The sequence below is a fragment of the Paraburkholderia terricola genome (genome assembly GCF_003330825.1).
Taxonomy (GTDB): domain Bacteria; phylum Pseudomonadota; class Gammaproteobacteria; order Burkholderiales; family Burkholderiaceae; genus Paraburkholderia; species Paraburkholderia terricola.
The window spans coordinates 1,295,990-1,316,592 of record NZ_CP024941.1 but is presented as its reverse complement, the minus strand read 5'-3'; the positions used below and the strand labels follow the sequence as shown (position 1 = coordinate 1,316,592).

Here is a 20,603-nt window from a genome sequence, read left to right as displayed (position 1 = left end):
TCGATAAGGCGGCTCAATAAGCGTTGCGGTGATGGAAACCTTTGAATATCGTCGCAAGAATGATCTTGACGTCCAGTCCGAACGACCAGTTGCGCAGATAGTACAGATCGTGTGCCACGCGCCCCTCCATTTTTTCGATGTGGTCGGTTTCGCCGCGAAAGCCGTTGATCTGCGCCCAACCGGTAATGCCCGGCTTGATCCTGTATCGGTGAATGTAGCCTGACACGATGTTCTGATAGAGATCGTCGTGCTCCAGCGCGTGTGGCCGGGGACCCACCACCGACATGTCGCCGCGCAGCACGTTGAAGAATTGCGGTAATTCGTCCAGGCTGGTTCGACGCAGAAACGAGCCCACGCGGGTGATGCGGGGATCGTCGCGAGTCGCCTGTTTCAGAACACCCTGTTGTTGCTCGTGCAGGCGCATCGTACGAAATTTGTAGATGGTGAACACCCTGCCGTCGGCGCCTTTACGGCATTGCCTGAAGAACACCGGCCCCCGCGAACTCAGCTTGACGGCAATCGCGCACGCAAGCAGGATCGGCGACACCGCGACAAGCGCGCCGAAAGCAAACACCCGGTCGAACAGCTCCTTTATCAGCATGGCGTTCGGCGGCAGCGGCGGCGCCGCCAGATTGATGGTGGGAACGCCCAGCAATTCGGTAATGCTTCCTTCGAACAACGCAAGCGCGCGCACGTCAGGCATGAAACGGATATTGATCAGATCGTTTCTGAACTCGTCGACCAGCTTGAGAATCGCGCGTTCCTCGCTCAATGGCAGAGCCAGCCAAACTTCACCAATCTTCTGCTCACGGACATAGTCGACGAACGCCGCGTGCTGGTCGAACACCGCGACAGACGATGTCACCCGGCCGCCAACGCCCAGGTTGTAAAGCGCCTTGGCGCGGAATCCGGCAGCCTGCTTTGCCTCCATCTTTTGAATGATTTCTTCACAGTGCTCGCCGCATGCCGCGATGGCGACATGCTGCAAATTCAATCCCGCGTGTCGAACACGGCCGAGCAGGCTATGCGTCAAGATGCGTCCGGCAATCATCGCGGCGCCTGACAGGCCCGTCCAATACGCGAACCATAAACGGGACACGAAGTCGATGCGATGCAGTGAAAACATCAACGCCATCGCGCACGCCTGAACGATCAGCCACGCCAGCGCAACCTGCCCCGCGAGCACCCACTTCGAGCGCCCGCGCCACGACTCGTAGACGCCGAGCGCGGGGAAGACCGCGAGCGAAAACGCCGCGGCGAAGGCGACGAACGCCATGTAGAAACTGTGCTGGGAAATGTCGTCGAAACGGAATATCAGCGCGACGAAAGCGCCCCCCACGATTACCGCGACATCGAACGATCTTGCCAGTAAACCAATGATTGCCCGCATTGCAACGCTCCCAGAGCACGCGCATTGTTCATACCGGCCGGTTAGCCGCAACGACCGTATTTATCGTCGAATCGCACGATGTCGTCTTCACCGAGGTAGGCGCCCGACTGCACCTCGATGATCTGCAGCGGGACACATCCGGGATTCTCGAGACGGTGGCGCACACCCAAGGGGATGTAGGTCGATTCGTTTTCGCTCAGAAGAAGCTGCTCGTCGCCTCGTGTGACGAGCGCCGTTCCGCTCACCACGATCCAATGTTCCGCGCGATGGTGATGCATCTGCAAGGACAGACGCGCGCCGGGGTTCACGACGATGCGCTTGACCTGGAAGCGATCGCCATGATCGATCGAATCGTAGAAGCCCCACGGGCGGCGCACTTTTCTGTGCGCCTCGGCCTCGGGCGATTTCTCTCTTTTGATCCGCGACACGAGACCCTTGATGTCCTGCACATGCGCGCGATCGGCGACCAGCACCGCATCGTCCGTCTCGACCACGACCAGATCGGTCGTACCCACGCAAGCCAGAAGCCGCCCGCCCTGCGAGCGCGCATACGTGCTCGTCGCGCCTTCGAACAACACCCGGCCGCTTCCCGCATTGCCGGATTCGTCCTTTTGCATTGCTTGCCACACCGCGTCCCATGAGCCGAGATCGGACCAGCCGGCCTCCAGCGGCACGACTACGCCAAGGCAAGGGGAATCCGCCTTGCCCAGGCGCTCCATCACCGCGTAGTCGATCGAATCGGAGGGCGAGCGGCAGAACTCCACCGCGGCGGGAATGACGCAACCCTCCGCCTTTTTTCCATGCTCGTGCGCTTGCGCGCAAGCCGTGTGCATGTCGGGCTGGAAGCGCTTGATCACCTTGAGCCATAGCGAAGCACGAACGACAAAGATGCCGCTGTTCCACCAGAAGTTTCCAGCCTCGACGTACTGGGCCGCGAGTTCGGCAGCGGGCTTCTCAACAAAGCGATCGATCAGATAGGCGCCGTCCTGTAGCACCGCGCCAAGCCGGATATAGCCGAAGCCTGTGTCCGGGCGAGCCGGTGGCACGCCCAATGTCACGATCGCGCCGCCCTCCGCATAGCCGGCGGCGATCGCGATCGAGCGATGCAGCGCGTCGAGATCGGCAATCGCGTGGTCCGCGGGCATCGCGACCAATATGGCGTCGTGGCCCTCGGCGGTTGCGGTCAATGCGGCAAGCGTCAACGCCGGCGCGGTATCGCGTCGAGCGGGCTCGACGATGATGCGCGCGTTGACACCGCTGTCACGAGTCTGCTCGTAAGTGGCGAAGTAATGCTCCGCCCCGCAGACAATGACGGGCTCCGGCGCGACTTCCCATCGTCCCTTGAAATTGTCCATCCGCGACACGGTGGCTTGAAGCAGCGTCTTGTCACCAATCACATCGATCAGTTGTTTGGGAAACTGCTCGCGCGATACAGGCCACAATCGTGTGCCTGAGCCACCGGCCAGAATCACCGGAACCATCCGCGAACACGCGGCTGCAGTGTCATTGGCCAACTCGACAGACGAAGCATTGACTTCCAGCGTGACATTGCCCATTTAAAGCCCCTGCAAAGTTGTATCCGTTGGTTGGCTATCCGAACCGCGAATGCCGCCACGAAACGCGTTGGGCGTTACTCGATTCAATGATAGGCACGTTACGCTGCACCACAGCATGCGTGGCGCGAACCGTTGAAACTTTGGCCGTGTCCACGCGATCCGTTTGCGCGTTGTAGCTGGCAGGCCGTCATAGGTGCGCGCAAAGTGGAAGCAGGTTTGAGATCAATGCCGAGCCGTGATAACTTCGAGTCAACGCACCGCGTGGTTGGTGAACTTCCAAAGATAGGATTCCGACGGTCTCGCGCACCCGCTGCCCGCTGCCAGTTGCCCTGTTCGTTACCGGCCATCCGTATGCTCTCGATGGAGTCGCAATGGCTTATATATCCCTGTTGGCGCTATTCCTGACAGTGACCAATCTGCTTCCGGTGAGCGCGGCTGGATTCTTACCGATCGTTTTATGTTCGTGGCGTTTCTTCGGTAGAAGCTACCCGGCTTTCATGTCGGCTCTGACTGCCTTTACGTTATTCGTTCTCGTCTCCACGCTGCTCTACGACCCGCGCTCTCTCATCGAATTCGAGTTTTACCGGCGCGACGGCAATTTCTTCGTCTCTTATGCCCCGATCTTCGCCGGGTGCCTCTATGCGCACCGCTGGGATCTCAACAAGGTCTTGCGAACGTTCTTTATCTTCGCCGTGGCGATCAATGTGCCGCCCTACGCCTACTACATTCTGCAAAACGGGCTGCTGAGCATCTTCACGCATCCGGACAACAGCTTCGGCAGCTACTTTATCGCCCGTAACGCGGCGGGCGGCTTTCTTGCGATGCTGTTTTGTCTCGGCACCGCGTGCTACCTGCAAAAACGCGGCAAGCTGATTCTGGCGTTACTCGCCATGAACGGACTGATGCTCTTTTCCACCTATAGCCGCGGGTCGTTGCTCGGTGCGCTGGTGATGCTTCCGTATCTGTATTTTGGCCGTAAGCGCTGGATGCTCGGCACGTTGATGGGCTGCCTAGTAGCCGGCTCGGTGGCGATAGCGTTCATTCATACCGAGCCGAACGTCAACTACATGGGCTACAGCTTCAACATCCATAACCAGGACGCGAAGGTCGCCAACCTCGACACGCGATCCGAATGGTTGTGGCCGCGCGCGCTGGCGTACTTCCGCCAAAGCCCGGTGGTCGGGCTCGGCTTCGGTTCGTATGACGATCAGATCGGCCACGTCGTGTCTTACTTCGATCTCCTGGGAATACCGTCGGACGTGACCGTCGAACACAGCGATTCTCATGCGCACAACTCTTACCTGAATTTACTGGCGGAAATGGGCGTGGTGGGACTGGGCCTGATGCTGAACTTCTTCTGGAAGCTCATTGAATGGAGCCGCAGAGGGGCGGCCAACGCCGCGTTGATGGCCGGTGTGCAGAACTTCGTGGCATTCCGGTTCGTCGAGCTTGCCTCGGTCTGCCTGCTCGTGATGGCGGCAACGGAACACCGGTTGGTGTCGCCGTCGAATGTCCTGATTCTTTCCCTCGTGATTTCGCTACTGCTCGCATCGCGGCCGTTGACCGCTGCCACGTCCGGACCGCCGGTGTATCGAACACGACGAGGCGACCCAACGATAACGCGGCAGCGGCGCGGCGCCGCGCCACTCGTGCCGAATAACCGTCCGTAGCCCGGACGGGGCGACAAAAGCAAACAACGAAGGAAACGACGACGCCATGTGGCGAATGTTTACCAATCTGGGGGACGCCGCGCTCACGTTGCCCGTGGCGCTGACCTGCGGCATCTGGATCGCGCTATTCGACGTGCGCGCGGCATACCGCTGGCTTCTGGCCTTGGCAGTCGGCATGTCGATCGTAGGCGCCACGAAGATCCTCCACGCGGGGTGGGGCCTGTCTTTCCCGGCTTCTCATTTCCGCGTGATCAGCGGACACGCCATGCTGTCGACGTCCGTATGGATCGTCGTCTTTACGCTGCAATTCAAGTGGTGGCGTCTGCCGCCCGCAGCCGGAGTCGTCATGGGCCTGATCGTCGGGCTCCTGACCGGCATGTCGCGGGTATTGAACGGTTCGCACTCGCTACCCGAGGTCTTTGCGGGCTGGGTAATAGGAGCCGCCGTTGCGCTAATCTTTTTACGCGGTGCGCGTCATGTCGACGTGGAGCGGTTCCCGCCGCTCTGGTCGACGCTCAGCATTCTGCTGGTTTCAGCGCTGGCGTACGGGCACACGACTCCGCTTCAACGGTTGATCGAAAGGCATTCGCCTGCAATCCATCGGCATACGCTTGCATTCGCCACCTATCTCCACCCGCGCCGTCATCCATTCCACTTTCACGAGACCACGGTCGAGAATCGACGCTTGCCGGCCGGCGCGGGCTCGACGGAGCGGTCGCCGGGACGTGATGGAACAAACTGGTCGACGAAGCTATAAGGAAGCCGCGCTTCGATAAAACCGGTCAGCGCCGCCTTGAAATTCTCAGACGAGAATCGCTCGGCGTTTCTCCGGCACTCGCCCGGATCGAAGAGACACGCGTTGCGCTCGAATCGCACCACGGCACTCAACAGCGATTCGGTGGTCTGTTCATGGAAAAAGACCCCGGTCGGCCGCTCCGCGGGCAAACCCACGACGGATTCCAGCGCGCCGCCCCTGCCGAAAGCGATAACGGGCGTTCCGCACGCCTGCGCTTCCACCACCGAAATGCCGAAGTCCTCTTCCGCCGCGAATACGAACGCCCGCGCTCGCCGCAGATGATCGACGAGAACGTCGATGGGCTGATGTCCGAGGATCGTCACGTTCGCTCCGGCGACGGCCTTGATCTTCTTCATCTCCGGGCCATCCCCGATCACCACCAGCCGCCGTTCGGGGGTCTGCGAAAACGCCTGCACGATGAGGTCGATACGTTTATACGGAACCATGCGCGAGGCCGTCACATAGAAGTCCTCCTTCTCGGCGGACATCGTCATGTTCTTCAAGTCGACAGGCGGATAAATGACCGTTGCCTCGCGTCGATACGCTTTTCTGATGCGGTGAGCGATGAACCTCGAATTGGCGATCAGGTAATCGACGCCATTCGCCGAGCGGGAATCCCATCCGCGGATGTAATGCAGCAGCACCCGCGCCATCATGGACTTCATGCCGCGTGTCAGGTGCGACTCCCTCAGGTACTGATGCTGAAGGTCCCACGCATAGCGAATGGGAGAATGGACATAGCTCACATGAACCTGGTTGGGGCCGGTAAGCACGCCCTTGGCCACCGCATGGGAACTGGAAATAACGAGGTCGTAGCCGGACAGGTCCAACTGTTCGATCGCCAGCGGCATGAGCGGCAAGTAGCCGCGGTAGCGCTTGCGGGCAAAGGGCAGGCGCTGAATGAACGACGTCTCGACGGACTTGCCCTTCACGCAGTCACGGTCTTCCATGAAGTCGACAATGGCGAAGATGTCCGCTTTCGGAAAGCACTCGATGATGTTCTGGAGCACCTTTTCAGCACCGCCCGAAACGACCAACCAATCGTGAACAATAGCGACTTTCACTTCGACCTCCGTTGAGAGCACAACCCGGCACGACGCGTCGGAAAGAACCTTTCACTTATCCTTGGCGCCCGGCGGCACGCGAGCACCCCATGCCAGTCTGAACATACCGAGCGCCCGTTGCCCGCCGGGAACCAGTCCGACCAGTTCGAGGCGAACCATGATGCTCATCAGCATGACGGACAGCGTCGCTTCTCCGATCACGCGAGCCCATGCCATACCAATCGCCCCATAGCGCGGTGCGAGATAGAGCGCCGCCGCGAGATTCGCCACTCCCGAGACGGCGCCGGCTATCGCCAGCAAGCGGTCTTTCTTGCGAGGCACGAACACGTAGAACGCGACGAATTCATTGAACGCGGCAAATGGGAACATCCATGCGAAGCACTGCAGCACACGGGCGCTCGGTTCGAACTCCGCTCCCAGGATCAGGGGTAGCAAGAAAGGTGACAACGTCAGCGCGCCGCACAGAACAATGAACCCGTAGCCCATGAGCAACGCCGCGCCGCGCCGCGTGGTGACATGCGCGCCATCCTTGTCGCCTCGCGCGAGTTGCGCGGATATGGTGGGCACGAACACCTGCGCCGCGGGCCCCATCAGGCTCAACCCGATCGTCGCGAAGCGCTCCGCCGCGCCGAAGTACCCGACCTGCGCCGGCGTGGACAACAACGTAAGCAGATAAGTGGACGAAGCCGTGAGCACGACCGAACCCGACGAATAGCAGAACAGCATCGTCGAACCGCGGATCAGCGGTACGATGCCGGCGGCCCTTAAACGCGGCAGTCCGAGCTGCCAGGTGGTCAGCCCATATGAAATGATCATCGAGGCCACGCCTGCAATCAGCAGACTTGCCAGCACCCATTCGGAGTCCGCGGGCCCCTTCACCAGATTCAGAACCAGCATTAGGCTCAAGGCGAAGCCGAACACCTCGATCATGATCGGCGTGCGAAAGTGTTGACGCCCCTGAAACAGCCAGCCGAGGTTGAGCGCGGAGACGACGCCGAGCAGCGTGGCGAGCACACCGATCAGCGGTCGTTCGGACAAAACCGGTGAACACATCGTGGCGACAATGCCGACGCCTCCCCCCACCACCCCGAGACAAAGACGTGCGCTGGTATGCAGCGAATAAATGCTGTTGCATTCGCCGTTGGACTGCGCTCTCGATACCTCGCGCATGCCGACAAAGGTAAAGCCGTAGCTAGCCAGCATCCAGATGACGTTCATCAGCGACATCGCCGCCAGAACGCGACCGTACTCGGCCACACCGAGTATGCGTCCGTAAAACGGCACCACGATGATGAGGTAGACATACCTCATCAAATAGCCGCCATACACGAATGCGATGATATTGACGTGTTTTCGTCGATCCATCCCGCCTCCTTCAGGCCGATGCAACCGCTGTTCCAGGTGTTATTGCTCAACCGCTCGCCGGCGGGCGAGCGGGTTGTTGATGTAGCGAACCACGAAGTCGGACAGCGGCGAGTACGGTACGAGACAGAGGCACGACAGAACGAGGGTGCCGACTTTCTTCTTCAGGCTCCAGAACGGGTTCGCCACGATCGTATGCAGATAGTCGTGCGAGTCGCGCATCATCCAGCGCCATCGCGTCGCAATCGGTGCGTGATAGACGCCCGAGCAGAACAGCGCCTTCTCATGCGAGAAGTCGTAAAACGCTTCTGGAAGATCGATCTGCAATCGAGCCGCGGCGGTCTTTCGCAGGATCTGCCATCGCATGGTGAAGGCTTTTGGCGCTTTGTTGATCTGCTCCGAGTTGGCGAACGAGACGTTCGAGCTCTTCGTGTTGTGGACGCGATAACCGCCCAGCGATTTCGGAATGTCCGCGACCGGACCCACCAGGGCCGTTCCGTAGATCGCATAGAAGTCCGCGCCGTAGCGGTCGGCAATCGCCTCCGGAATAGGAAACACCTGTTTTAAAGCGCTTACCCGATACGCGTTGCCCGAAGCAGGCGGCGAGGGATAGAGCCAGCCGCCCCGCAACAGCGCGTCGCAATTTCGCGGAGCGGAGGAGTTCGGCACATAGGCGCCGGTCGCGTTTCCGGCCGAGTCCATCACGTCAAGGCGAAACTGCACCTTCGCCCAGTCGCCGGTGCCGAACACCTGCATCACTTCCGACGCTGCGGACGGATACAGCAGATCATCCGAATCGAGAAAGATGGCGAACTCCGCATCGACAATGTCGACCGCCTGGTTGTACGCCGACACCTGGCCGCCGTTGCTCTTGAACACCGACTGTATCCGGTCGCCATAGCCTTCGATGATTGCGCGCGAGCCGTCGGTCGAACCGTCGTCGATCACGATCACATGCGTTGCCGCATAGTCCTGTTGCAGCGCCGAGTCGATTGCCGTGGCGAGATAGCGCTCGTAGTTATAGTTGCAGATGACTATTGTGATTCTGTCCATGATCTCGCAATGCTCTGTAAAGGGTTTAACCGGCCGGCAATCGCGGGTTCCAGCCTCCGCTTCGCCGATTCAAATGCCTATGCCGCGCGACGCACCACGATATATGCAAGGTGTCTTGGAGGCTTCGCAAGCGGTCCGTTCACCTCGGACGGCACCTTGAAACGGACATTCAACGTCGCGTCCTTCCACGTCAACGCGATGTTCTCGCCGTCGCTCCGCGCGCCAGTGAGGCCGTCGATCATTTCAACGGTTGTCGTTCTAGCAGCCGGCGGCTTCACGCCGGTCGCGGTGACGCTTCGCCAACCGGTCGCGGCGCTGACCTGAATCACGATATCGCTGTCGGATAGCACTGCCGTTCCGGACGTATCGCCGCCGAACGCAAGCGGTGCCGGAAAGCGCTGCAGCGATCCCGCGACGGTCCGGCGCAGCACCACGAGACTTTGTCCCGATACGTTATAAGTGCGCGCGGGCGGACCGCGATGCGTCAGACGGAAAGGCTCGTAACCATCCCAGTGATAAATCATCGATACGTACTTGTTCGGGTCGTTCCACTCGCGATCGAGCGCCCACGCCGCAAACTCGAAGAAGTAGCGCGGCAAGTAGTGCGGGTCCTTCATGTACGTATCGCCGATCTCCGTCTGCCAGATGCCGCGGGCGGGACCGTGCTTCACGTATTGCTCGTAAAGCGGATCGAGCTCGTGCACAGGAAGATAGTGGGTGTCGATGTAATCGACCTGGTCGAGCATTCGCTCGTCATAGAGCGGACTTCTGTATTCGAGCCACCGGCGGAAATTGTCGAGGCCGCCCTGGTCCGGCCAGCCGCCATAAACGACGTAGGCGCCGTAGCTGCGAATGATTCGCGCGGCGGGAAGATGGATTCGCTCGACGTAGTCCTGCATGGCGCGCTCGTAGGGCCGCGACAGTTTCCGATCCTCATTGAAATGCGGGCCGTGCCAGAACGATGCCTGCACTTGTCCGCCGGACAATTTGCCCGCCGCCTCGTTCCAGATCTGAAAGTGGCGCAGATTGTAGGGTGGCGCGGAGTACTTGCGCACCACCGCGTCGACGTACCGCTTCCACGCGTCCACATCGATGGGAGCCGATTTCGAGTCGCCCGGCACCGACGCATTCCATTTGGGCGTATAGGCGAGCAGCAGCAGCGAGCGCACGCCATTGCGGTTATTGCGGATCACGACAGGCGGCAGTTCGCTGTTGTATTGAACGCCCGTCCTGTCGACACGCATGGGGTCGCGCGGCGAATCGAGCTGGCCGGGGCCGACCGAATCGCGGCCCCACGTCAGTCCCATCTCGCGCCACATGGCGAGGTCGCTCGCCGATCCGGCCCAGCCGTTGGTTCCAAGCATGTCTGTGATCCGCCTGCCGCGGCTTGCTTGCAACTGCGAGTCGGCAACGGCCGCAAACGACGCCGTCGGGCGCGCGAGCGGTAGCATCGCAGCCGCAAGCGCTGCCAGCTTCGACAACGCCCGGCGCCTTCCCGACACATTGCGGACTTGATAACGTCGCCACCTCGTCAACATCGATTAACCCGCCGATACGTTCGGTGCAAGCGAGGCGAGGCTGTCGCTCGCCCGACCCTGCAGGATGTCCAGCAACTTCTGCGCCGAACGATCCCAGCGATACTCCCTTGCGTGAAGCAGGCCCTTGGCGCGGTAACGCTGCCGCAGCGCATCGTCCGTCATCATCAGGGAAATCTTTTCGGCAATATCATCCACCGACGTCGCGTCGCAGTACATCGCGGCGTCTCCACATGCCTCGGGTATCGAGGTGCGCGTCGAGGCGATCACCGGGCATCCGCAGTACATGGCTTCGAGCGGCGGCAAGCCGAACCCTTCGTAAAGCGACGGAAATATGAGGCAGCCCGCGTTGCCATAAAGTGCTTTCAATTCCCCGTCGGAAACGAATCCGGCCCAGGTCACCTGCTCGGCGTTCGTTGAACTCGAGACGGAGCCGTTGCCGAAAATACGCGGGTTCCTTCCGCCGACCACCACGAACCTGATGTCGCGCCGGTGCTTGAGCCGGCCAACGGCATCCAGCACGCGCTGAAGATTCTTGCGGGCATCGAGGCTGCCCACGATGACGCAATAGGCGTCCTTCTCGAGTCCCAGCCGCTCGGTTATCGACGCGTCGGAGACAACGCGATCCAGATGATCCGCGCCCGGCGTGACGACCGAGACGCGTGATTCGGCAATCTTCAGGTGTTCGCAAATCCGCGCTTTCGAAAACATCGACACGGTGAGTATCGTGGGATCCATTCTCGGCAGCATCGCAAAGCAGAACCGGTACCAAAGCAGGAACTTGCGCGAGAACCCGTGAGGCACGTCGTACACGGCCATATCGTGAACCATGACGATCTGCCGGCGTTTCAGAACCGGATTGGTATTGCAGAAGTTCAGAAGCGTCACGCCTCTTGCCGCAAGCGGAAGCGTGATCTGTTCCCAAAGCGTGCCGCGCAGCCACGGCAGGCGCCGCTGCCGCTTCAGCAACGCGCCGGGTTCGATGATGTCCTGCGGCACGAACACCTCCACTTCATCGCCCGGATGTGCGCGCATCTGCATGGCTCTCGTTAATTCATAGGCGACTCGCTGAACACCGGTGATCGGCTGCGAGGTGAACTTTCCATTGATTGCGAAGGGCATGGCACTCTCCGTTTTACGCAGTCACAAGAACTCTGACGACAATGTCCCTACTCGCCCACGTATGTCATTTCGTGGTTTCCACGTCGCCGAAGTCGCTCGCATAGTTAGTCGGATAGCCATAGTTCCGCGTGCTGGGCCGTAGCGGAATGCCATTGAAGACCGCACCGGCGATGCGCCCGTCCGAGCGGTCCATCTTCTTCACCGTGTCGGCAATCTCCTCCTCGCTCTGCATCCCGGAGCGCAGAACGAGCAACGAAGCGCCGGCCTCGCTCGCCATGATCGAGGCGTCCGTCACCGCGAGAAACGGCGGCGTGTCGATAATGACCAGGTCGAATTGATTGCCGAGCCGCTGCAGCACCTCCTTGAAATGCGGCTTCATCAGCAGGGCGGCGGGGTTCTCCGGGCGAGCGCCGCAGGCGAGAAAAGACACGCCGTCGATACAGGTGCGCCGCACTGCATTGCGCAAGGGCATTCGCTCGGCGAGTACTTCGGAGAGACCCTCACGATTGCTTTGCTTGAAGAAGGACGCGAGGTGGCCACGGCGCATGTCGGCGTCGATCAGAACGACGCGGGCGCCGATCTCGGCGTGCAGGACAGCCAGATTGGCCGCCACGAAGCTCTTGCCCGCCGATGGCGTCGGCCCGATGACCATCACCACATTGTTGGGCGTATGCACGAGCTCACGCGCCATCGCGGTTCGCACGGCGCGCAGCGCCTCGACCGAAGGATCATGCGGAAAGCGCGCCGCGAGAATCCGATTGCTGCCTGTACTGAACGGATCCGCCGCATCGACCCGGTTTGCGGAAAGGAGCGGTTCGAGGCGGGCTCCACCTCGCTGAAACGGCAAACTGCTGCGTCCGCCCGCCGGCAATGGCTTGCGGGTAGCGCCTGATGAATTCGGATTGAGCAGCGCTTGCTGCTGGCTAAACAGGATCTCGCCGAACACCGGCACGCTCAGGCGACGTTCGACGTACTGCGGATCCGTCACGCCGATCATCACGTGGCGACGCATGAAGACGAGGAGCATGCCCGACACCACGCCAAGCGCGAGGCCGGCGGGCAGTACGACGCCGGGCTTGGGTTTCACAGGCCGGTACGGCACGATCGCCGGGTCGACGATATGCGCGCCACCCGTGGTGCTGGCACGCCGGACCTGCAATTGCTCGGCTTTCTGCACCATGCCCAGATAGATCGTTTCGGCAACCTTCTGCGCGCGAAGCAGATCCACGCTTTCGCGCTCGGACGCGGGCATTCCGCCAAAGCGGTTATCGAATTGCGCCTTTGCGGCCTTCAATTGCTCCAGTTGCGTATCGATGCTCTGCACCCAGCGGCTACCCGGTTGATAGCGATCCAGAAGTTGGGTCCGCTGCAGTTGCAAGCCCGCAATCTGCTTATCGAGGTCGAGACCGCCTTGCAAGTAGGCTTGGGCTTCGGAACCGGGCTGCATGGATTGGGAGCTTGAACGAAAGCTTTTCAGCGCAGCCTCGGTCTTCTTCAGATCAGCCAGTAACCTGGGGAGTTCGCCGTTGATGAATGCGAGCGTCTGCGTGTCGTTCGCCTGACGGCTGGCGATGGCGGTAGCCAGATATTGCCGTCCCAATGCGTTCGCCACTTCCGCGGACTTCGCCGCACTCTTGTCCGAGTACTCGATTTCAAGCAGACCGGAATCCTTGACCTTGTCCGTCACCTTCACAAGGTCGTCGAAGCGCTTCAGGGCGTCGAGCGCGTTCCAGCGAATCACCGTAAACCGGGTTCCGGGCCGCGCGACCAGTTGCTTGATGAGCACCGACACGTCGTTTGCGTTCGCGACCGCACCTACCCTGCCTTCGACGAGCAGATCGCCTGACGGAGCGCGCAATTCGTACGCGCCGCCTTCGAGAGCAACGAGCGTGAGCTTCTCCTCTTCGAGATCGCGTGGAACTTTCAATGCGCCGACCTGAACGCTTTCTCCGCCCCATGCGAACGACTTCAATCCGAGCCACGGCGCTGCGGGCTTGCCCGGTGTGGCAAACCTCGCGGCGATGTCGCCCAGTAGTGGAATGGCGTGTGGTGTGACGCTGACGTCGAACCGGTATCGCTCGATGACGGGCCCCAATACCGAACGGCTGCGCATGACAGCCATTTCGGTCACGGGCGATGGCGCGGGAGGCGGTAGCGTCTCCTGGTTCTGCAAGGCAATGCCGAGCGCGTTTTGCTCGGGCGGGTCGACGCGTACGAGAACATCGGCTGAGTAGATCTTTGGCGCGATGAGTAGATAAAGTCCCGCCAGCATCAGGAATATCGCGGTGGTGGCCGCGATCTCCCAAACGTGATCGCGCATCAGATTCAACATCTCGCGCGCGGTGAGCTGACCGCGTTCCGTGACAGCGGCGTGAGGGAGCGAATTTTGATGGTAGTAATCCACCGGCGTATTCCTCACATGTTTATTTGTCGAACATAAGTGATGCGGTAATGAACTGCCGGAGAGCAACGAGGCACGTTTCGACGGCACCACGCCTGCGGCCACTCCGTGGCAATCCAATCAATTCGACACGTAAAATTTCCATGCGACAAACAAATCGGCATTTGTTTCGCAATGCAGATTTGAAAGCGAATTGAAACGGCAATCGACCCGCGTGGGGTTGAAAGAGAACTACGACGTGGCTCGGGCAGACCGGTATCCACATGTGACTCACTACAAGAATTTCTTCCAATGCTGCATCGAAGCATAGTCCGCCATAAGCACCAGCGTCGGCGTCGGCATAAAGTCGGGTGCTATTGGCCAATTCAGTTGAATCGGCCAGATGAATGCAGGGACTCCCCTATCGTTGCGTCGGCAAAAACTTCCTTATTTGCTGGCGCTTCCGTGTGATTTTTAGCGTGTTGCGCGGCAACAATTTCTCGAATTCGGACGATTTCGCCAATACATCCGGATAACCGGACAGGTCGCCGCATGAGTAATTCGGTACGTTATGCTCAAGGGGTGGAATGTACATTCCGTTCGGAGAATTTATATGATCGGTATTACAAACTTTCCCACGCCGCGTATTACAAATAGCAACGACGACTCAAAGGCCGAGCGCCATATCGGACTGCTGGTCTTTCAGGAATGCTCCGTTGCGACCACTGGGGCGATTGGGGAAGTTTTCCGCCTTGCCAACGCATTGCAACCGCCGCAAGGTGCGCCGCCGCCGTACCGACTTTCGGTTCTCTCGGACGAGGGCGGCTTTGTCGTGACCTCTTCCAGCATTCCAATCTGGACCCAGCGGCTCGAACGGTACAGCCTGGCCGATTTCCATGCGCTCTTCGTTGCCGGTTGCGACGCCGCGATCACGGCGGAGTCTAACGAGCGGCTGCTATCGTGGATCACGCAGCAGGGATTCATCGCATCGAGCGGTATCCGGCAAGGCGCCAGTGTCGCCATCGTGCGCAAGACACCGCTACAGGCAACCGTACCGGTCTTTCTTTTCGACGACGGCCCCGATGCGCCGCCGACGCATGGCGTCACGCCCACGGAAATGGCGCTGACTCAGATCGAGCGTGATCTCAGCGCCGACACCGCGCAAAAGGTGGCTCGCGCCATGCAGGCGAAGTTTGCCGAACATACACGACCCGAAATGGAAGGCGTCAGCATTGTCACGACGGCCGAAAAAATTCGCGCGTCCGCTCGATGGATGCACGAGAACTACAGCAAGCCGATTTCGGTTGCCCAGGCCGCTGAATCCGCGGCAATGAGCAAGCGCAATTATCAGCGTCGTTTCAAGGACGAATTCGGCACGACACCGCTCGAGTACCTGTTGCGGGTCCGCTTCGACGTCGTTATCACCTTGCTCAGGACGAGCGATCTGCCCGTCGACAAGATTGCCCGACGCTGCGGCATGGGCGATGGAAATCGTCTCGGACGACTGTTCAAGGAACGATACGGAATGTCCCCGACGCACTTTCGCGCGCGCCAGCCATTTGATCCCGGCGCGCCGAACGTGGAGACTGAAAACGGATGTCGATACAGTACCGAATCGCTGCCGATGGAACTGGCGGTGGTGAAGACCTGCTAGCGGCTTCTCTCGCACGGACCGAAAAAACCTACACTCAGTCTGCTTCAAGATAACGCATAATCGCCGGAATCCACTGGCGGAGATCTGAAAGTGCATCGACAAAGTGAACCGACGATCCGGTCGCTCCTGACGAGCTATCACGGTGATCCGGAAGAGCAACACTCGATAGTCAGACGAATCAAGGAGAGGGCGAAGTTCACATTGCCCGATGTACTTTTTTTGAGTCTGTTACACCGCAAATGCATTGGCCGGTACCCCAAGCTCATTCACCCCGCCACTTTCAATGAGAAGATCCTGCAGCGCAGCCTCAAGCCCGATCCGCGTTTCGTCAACCTGACAGACAAGCTTACGGTGCGCAATTATGTGGCGGCCAAGCTCGGCCAGGATCATCTGATTCCCCTGATCGCCGTTCCCGATGTCTTCAATCGTCAGGTCTTCGACGCGCTGCCGAACTCATTCGTGATGAAGGCAAATCACGGCAGCAGCTTTGTCGAGGTGGTCGGAGACAAAACGAAGACGTCGTTCGAGCGGCTGGAACAGATTGCTGCACGTTGGCTGTCCATCGATTTTTATAACGTTTCGCGGGAACGGCATTACCGAAAGATCAGCCCGCGCATCTTCTTCGAACGGCTGCTACTGGATCAGCGTGGACAGATTCCCGCCGATTTCAAGGTGCACTGCTTCGGTGGTCGCCAAGGGCGACCTGTCATGTACATTCTCGTGATTTCCGACCGCTTCGGGCCAAACACGCGAGGGGACGTGTACGACGAGAACTGGAATCATCTCGACGTGGCCATCGGCTACTACAAACGTAGCCCAGCTCCAGCGCCTCGGCCACAACATCTCGACTCGGTACTGGATGCGGCAGTCCGGCTCTCCGAAGACTTCGATTACGTCCGGGTCGATCTGTACGCACCGGATAACGCGGTGTACTTCGGGGAGTTGACGTTTACCCCCGGCGCGGGCGTCTTGCCTTTCACGCCGGACAACATCGACTACGAATGGGGAGAACTGCTGGGTGAAGGAAGGTTGCGGCCTTCGCTCAACGGCGCCGTGGCGAACTGGTGATGCAGAGCAGCCGTCCGCGCCCGCCACGTTCATGCCGCGCGCGACCCGAGCTCATCCGGCAGTGCCCGTGACCTGTGAGCCGGGCCCGTTGCCGTCGACGTTCATCAACGCACGGACATGCGCCATCGTGCCGGTCGCGAGACCCTCCAGACTATAGCCGCCTTCCAGAATCGAAACGATGCGTCCTTCGCATGTCGCATCGGCTATATGCATTAGTTCGTCGGTGATCCAGCCGAAATCACTGTCTTCGAGATTCAGGCCGGCGAGCGGATCCAGGCGATGCGCGTCGAAGCCCGCGGAAATGATGATGAATTGGGGGTTGAACCGGCGTACCGCGGGCAACATGTCGGATGTGATCCGCGCACGGAACAGCGTCGAATCGCAACCGCCGGGCAACGGAATATTCACGATGTTGTGATTCACGCCGGTCTCGGATACGGCGCCCGTACCGGGATACAAAGGCGACTGGTGGCTGGAGGCATAGAACAATTCCGGGCGATGGAAAAAAGCCGCTTGCGTGCCGTTACCGTGATGAACATCCAAGTCGACGACCGCGACGCGCTCCAGCTTGTGTACTTCGCAAGCGTAGGCCGCGGCGATCGCGGCCTGATTGAAGATACAAAAGCCCATTGCCCTCGCCGGCTCGGCATGATGACCACATGGACGCGTCGCGCAGAACGCGTTGCGCGCCTCCCTGTTCATTACCGCATCGACGCCGGCACACGCCGCGCCAACGCAGCGCATGACGGCTTCCCAGGAGCCTGGCGACATCACCGTGTCGCCGGCATCGAGCGGCACATAACCTCGCTTCGGGGCAATCTGCTCGACCTCGTCGACGAACGCCGGGTCGTGGATCAATTGCACCTGCTCGAGTGTGCCCAGCGGCGCCTCGCGCCATTCCAGCGCCGCGAATTCCGGCGACCGCAATGCGCGCAGCACGGCCTTCAGACGTTCCGGCGACTCCGGATGACCGGAGCCTGGGCGATGATCCAGACACGCTGCATGGGAAAAAACAAGGGTAGTCGTCATTTAGATTGATGCCTCACGGGCCCATCTCTTCTCATTGCAAGAAGCAAGCATAGGGCCGTCTGTAGCTTGACGACAATTAGACATTCCGTGGGAGATCATAGCCATTCGCTTATGGATAGCCAGCCTCGCGCGTAATCGGTTCTTCCCTTTCCCCTGCCCGATCAGACGGCGTTCGCCAACATTGACTGCCGACAGTCCGCCGTGGCGCATCGGCACGCATACTGCGCTCTAATGTCTTCGTCGGGCGGATCGTCGGTTTCCAGCAGGTATTCGATAAACAGTTCCTCGCCCGCCTCGATCGGACGAAGCGTGTGAATGAAGATGCGGCAGGCGTCTTCGACGGTCTCGCAGTTAGGCGCGCATGCGTGGTTCAGCCAGCGGGCGCTGTTGCCGCCGCGGCTGCCATCGATCACGCGCCCATCCGACAAGCCAAAAAGAAACGTGTGCCCGGCCACGCCTTCACGTTGGTGCCGGCGCACGGCTTTGCGCCAGCTGATTAACTCGCCTTTGTATTCGAGCACCCGCTCGCCCGCCGAAAGCGGCCGCATGGCGAATACGCCCTTCCCATGAACCGAAGATCGCCGGACGATCACGCGCCGCATAGCCTTCCCCTAAGTGGTGTTTATGCCAGAGTATATGAGAGGCAGTTTTCCCCTTCCAGTGGTTCTTGATGCGCGCGGCACGCACGGGTACAAGCTTCGCGGCAACGCCAGGCAAAAAAAGCCCGGCTTATGCCGGGCAAAAGTTCGCGCTCTCGCGCGCGAATGACGAAACGCCTCGCTTATTGGCAGAGTATTGGCAGAGCCGCCATCTAGCCCGCGGGAGAACGCTCCTTCCGCTGACCGCCATCGCGCCGGCGGACAAGCCAGGACGGCAACATCGATTCCAGCGAATCGCTGCGATCCACGAAGTAGTGTTTCAACGCCATCAATACGTGTCCGCAGACCAGAATGGCGATCGCATACGCGAGAAAGATGTGCACCTGTTTGAAGACGGGTGCAAGCGCGGGCGTCTTGTCCATCAAGGGCGGCAAGAAGAACAGGCCGGCCACCGGAATCTTGAACCCCGCCGCCGAACTCCAGAGCCATCCCGACAATGGCAGTGCAAGCATGCATAAGTAGAGCAGCAGGTGCCCAACACGCGCTGCGGCGCGCTCCAGCGACGGCACGCCGCATGACGCCGCAGGCGCGCCGTGCATGAGCCGCCACGGAATCCGGGCCGCCAGCAAAAACAGCGTGATCGTCGCAATCGACTTGTGCAGCATGATGCTGTCAGTCTGAATCTTCTGCGGAAGACTCAGCGTGCTGGAGTAGTACCCCGCGATCCATGCGCAGATGATTGCTACCGCCATCGTCCAGTGGAGAATCTTTGCGATGGGCGTGTATTGTCTCCTTTCCATTTCAACTCCTTTATGGGTTCGTCCAGCCGAATCGCTCAATTCGACGATGCGGGCACTGCCGGCGCTGCCTTCTGAGGGGCGGACTTGCGTTCGGCATTCAAAAGGTTCTCGGGATACTGATCGGGCGCTGCCTGCGGCCCATAGCCGTTGCGCTGAAGGTTCTGCAATTCGGCATTTCTCACCTGACGCGCCTGTTTTCTCTCGGCCTTGCGTTGTGCCTCGCGTTGTGCCTCGCGTTGTGCCTCGCGTTGTGCCTCGCGTTGTGCCTCGCGTTGTGCCTCGCGTTGTGCCTTGAGCGCCTGCTTCTGTGCCTTGCTGTCGGCCTTGCTCGCGGAAGCCGGCGTCATGTCCGGCTGCGACGGCATGGGGGCGCTCGCCGCCACGCCCTGCGCTTGCGCGACGAGCGGCATCGCCGATATGAGCAACCCCGCGACCCATTGTCGTGAACATCTATGCACGATGATCTCCTCTTTGAAATCCATGTTGTTGGTTTGGGCAAACTGCGAAATTCCACGCCAGCAACGACTTAAACCTCGACACAGGTCACCCGCTGCACACCGAGACCATCGATGCCGGCTTCAAGGACATCGCCGGGGCGCAAGTAGCGCCCATGATGGGTGCCCAGGCCGGCTGGCGTACCGGTGCAGATCAGGTCGCCAGGCTCGAGCCGCGTGAAGTTGGAAAGATAGGCGATCTGCTCGCCGATACTGAAGATCATGTCGCTGGCTACGCCCTCCTGCATCGATGATCCGTTCAGGCGAAGCCATAACCCGAGCTGTTGCGCATCGGCGATATGCCATGCCGGCACCATCCACGGTCCGGCGGGAAGCCAGCCCGGCCGCGCCTTCGACTGCAGCCAGTCCGCGCCCAATGCGGGTGCGTCCCGACGAAATATCCGCTCACGCAACGTGATGTCATTGACGACGCAATAGCCGGCGACGCAGGCGAGCGCATCTTCGGCGCGGACGTGTACCGCGCTTTTGCCGATCACGACGCCAATTTCCACTTCCCAGTCGAGCGTCGTGAGGTTGCGCGAAACAGGCAGCAAGTCGTTCGGTCCCGCAACGCAGGCGGGGCCTTTCAGGCAGATGTAGGGAGCGCCTTCCCGCCGCCGCGTTTCGATGGAATCCAGCAGCGCGGCGCGGCGTGCGGCGGCGCCGGGACCATCCGGTCCGTCGTCCGCATCGAGAGCGGCTTGCAGTAGTTGGCTGCGGTAATTGCCGATCGTGCAATAGACCTGCCGCGGCGCGACCGGAGCGTGCATGCGAAAGCTCGACAGCGGCGCGCCGCGTGTTTCGATTGCATCAGCCGTCGCGGGATCGTCGGAGATCCGCTTTAGCAAAGCCGCGTTGGCATCCCACTCACGCAGGAATGTCTCGATGCAGTGCGCCCCGCGCAAACCCACCCGCGCCCAATAGGCCAGCGCAAGCGCATGCGTTTCGGTCGACAACGCTGGAAACGGCGGGCAATCAGCGAATGAAACGTTGACAAGTACTGGGAGCATGGCGGTAATCGTGTTGGTGAT

At 60.3% G+C, this 20,603-nt stretch carries 17 protein-coding genes; 4 read left to right on the top strand and 13 right to left on the bottom strand.

Going from position 1 to position 20,603, the window contains the following annotated elements; all coding sequences use genetic code 11:
- Positions 1–13 precede the first annotated feature (13 nt).
- Together CUJ90_RS05900 and CUJ90_RS05895 are read right to left on the bottom strand one after the other, a co-directional pair.
- Complete coding sequence (locus tag CUJ90_RS05900) at positions 14–1,390, bottom strand: undecaprenyl-phosphate glucose phosphotransferase (RefSeq protein WP_073427505.1); 1,377 nt, start codon at positions 1,388–1,390, stop codon at positions 14–16.
- Positions 1,391–1,431: 41 nt separating this feature from the next.
- On the bottom strand, positions 1,432–2,946 hold the full coding sequence (locus tag CUJ90_RS05895) for a mannose-1-phosphate guanylyltransferase/mannose-6-phosphate isomerase (protein WP_073427504.1): 1,515 nt from the start codon (positions 2,944–2,946) through the stop codon (positions 1,432–1,434).
- A gap of 371 nt (positions 2,947–3,317) precedes the next feature.
- Between CUJ90_RS05895 and CUJ90_RS05890 the strand changes: the two genes are divergently transcribed.
- Together CUJ90_RS05890 and CUJ90_RS05885 are read left to right on the top strand one after the other, a co-directional pair.
- Positions 3,318–4,616: an O-antigen ligase family protein gene (locus CUJ90_RS05890; protein ID WP_114162183.1), complete on the top strand. Its 1,299-nt coding sequence runs from the start codon at positions 3,318–3,320 to the stop codon at positions 4,614–4,616.
- Between the two features lie 46 nt (positions 4,617–4,662).
- The gene (locus tag CUJ90_RS05885; protein ID WP_114162182.1) at positions 4,663–5,373 is read left to right on the top strand and encodes a phosphatase PAP2 family protein; all 711 of its coding nucleotides are present in this window, start codon (positions 4,663–4,665) and stop codon (positions 5,371–5,373) included.
- Here the strand turns inward: CUJ90_RS05885 and CUJ90_RS05880 are convergent.
- The 6 genes from CUJ90_RS05880 to CUJ90_RS05855 all read right to left on the bottom strand — a co-directional run bounded on the left by CUJ90_RS05880 (position 5,274) and on the right by CUJ90_RS05855 (position 13,952).
- Positions 5,274–6,476 (bottom strand): glycosyltransferase family 4 protein, encoded by a 1,203-nt coding sequence (locus CUJ90_RS05880; protein WP_073427501.1) that lies wholly within the window; start codon positions 6,474–6,476, stop codon positions 5,274–5,276. The two genes, CUJ90_RS05885 and CUJ90_RS05880, sit on opposite strands and share 100 nt — an antisense overlap.
- Positions 6,477–6,527: 51 nt before the next feature.
- A complete protein-coding gene (locus tag CUJ90_RS05875) occupies positions 6,528–7,841 on the bottom strand; it encodes a lipopolysaccharide biosynthesis protein (protein WP_114162181.1) in 1,314 nt (437 codons plus the stop codon).
- A 39-nt stretch (positions 7,842–7,880) separates the two neighbouring features.
- Entirely contained in the window at positions 7,881–8,891 is a 1,011-nt protein-coding gene (locus CUJ90_RS05870; RefSeq protein WP_114162180.1) for a glycosyltransferase family 2 protein, read from the bottom strand.
- A gap of 77 nt (positions 8,892–8,968) precedes the next feature.
- Positions 8,969–10,429, bottom strand: a complete 1,461-nt coding sequence (locus CUJ90_RS05865) for a hypothetical protein (RefSeq protein WP_114162179.1) — start codon at positions 10,427–10,429, stop codon at positions 8,969–8,971.
- Between the two features lie 3 nt (positions 10,430–10,432).
- On the bottom strand, positions 10,433–11,548 hold the full coding sequence (locus CUJ90_RS05860; RefSeq protein ID WP_114162178.1) for a glycosyltransferase family 4 protein: 1,116 nt from the start codon (positions 11,546–11,548) through the stop codon (positions 10,433–10,435).
- 64 nt (positions 11,549–11,612) lie between these two features.
- A complete protein-coding gene (locus CUJ90_RS05855) occupies positions 11,613–13,952 on the bottom strand; it encodes a polysaccharide biosynthesis tyrosine autokinase (protein ID WP_244219980.1) in 2,340 nt (779 codons plus the stop codon).
- Between the two features lie 592 nt (positions 13,953–14,544).
- On the opposite strand from CUJ90_RS05855, the gene CUJ90_RS05850 reads away from it, so the two are divergent.
- Together CUJ90_RS05850 and CUJ90_RS05845 are read left to right on the top strand one after the other, a co-directional pair.
- Positions 14,545–15,582, top strand: coding sequence for a GlxA family transcriptional regulator (locus CUJ90_RS05850; RefSeq protein ID WP_416448086.1), 1,038 nt, complete (start codon positions 14,545–14,547; stop codon positions 15,580–15,582).
- Between the two features lie 114 nt (positions 15,583–15,696).
- Positions 15,697–16,650: an ATP-grasp fold amidoligase family protein gene (locus CUJ90_RS05845; RefSeq protein ID WP_244220008.1), complete on the top strand. Its 954-nt coding sequence runs from the start codon at positions 15,697–15,699 to the stop codon at positions 16,648–16,650.
- A 51-nt stretch (positions 16,651–16,701) separates the two neighbouring features.
- Here the strand turns inward: CUJ90_RS05845 and CUJ90_RS05840 are convergent, their stop codons facing one another.
- The 5 genes from CUJ90_RS05840 to CUJ90_RS05820 form a co-directional block, all read right to left on the bottom strand.
- Positions 16,702–17,679, bottom strand: coding sequence for a histone deacetylase family protein (locus tag CUJ90_RS05840; protein WP_114162175.1), 978 nt, complete (start codon positions 17,677–17,679; stop codon positions 16,702–16,704).
- Positions 17,680–17,840: 161 nt separating this feature from the next.
- Entirely contained in the window at positions 17,841–18,281 is a 441-nt protein-coding gene (locus CUJ90_RS05835; RefSeq protein WP_073427494.1) for an SET domain-containing protein, read from the bottom strand.
- 209 nt (positions 18,282–18,490) lie between these two features.
- On the bottom strand, positions 18,491–19,078 hold the full coding sequence (locus tag CUJ90_RS05830; RefSeq protein WP_073427493.1) for a cytochrome b: 588 nt from the start codon (positions 19,076–19,078) through the stop codon (positions 18,491–18,493).
- Between the two features lie 35 nt (positions 19,079–19,113).
- A complete protein-coding gene (locus CUJ90_RS05825; protein ID WP_167449646.1) occupies positions 19,114–19,560 on the bottom strand; it encodes a DUF1682 domain-containing protein in 447 nt (148 codons plus the stop codon).
- 44 nt (positions 19,561–19,604) lie between these two features.
- The gene (locus tag CUJ90_RS05820; RefSeq protein WP_114163457.1) at positions 19,605–20,582 is read right to left on the bottom strand and encodes a fumarylacetoacetate hydrolase family protein; all 978 of its coding nucleotides are present in this window, start codon (positions 20,580–20,582) and stop codon (positions 19,605–19,607) included.
- Positions 20,583–20,603 lie beyond the last annotated feature (21 nt).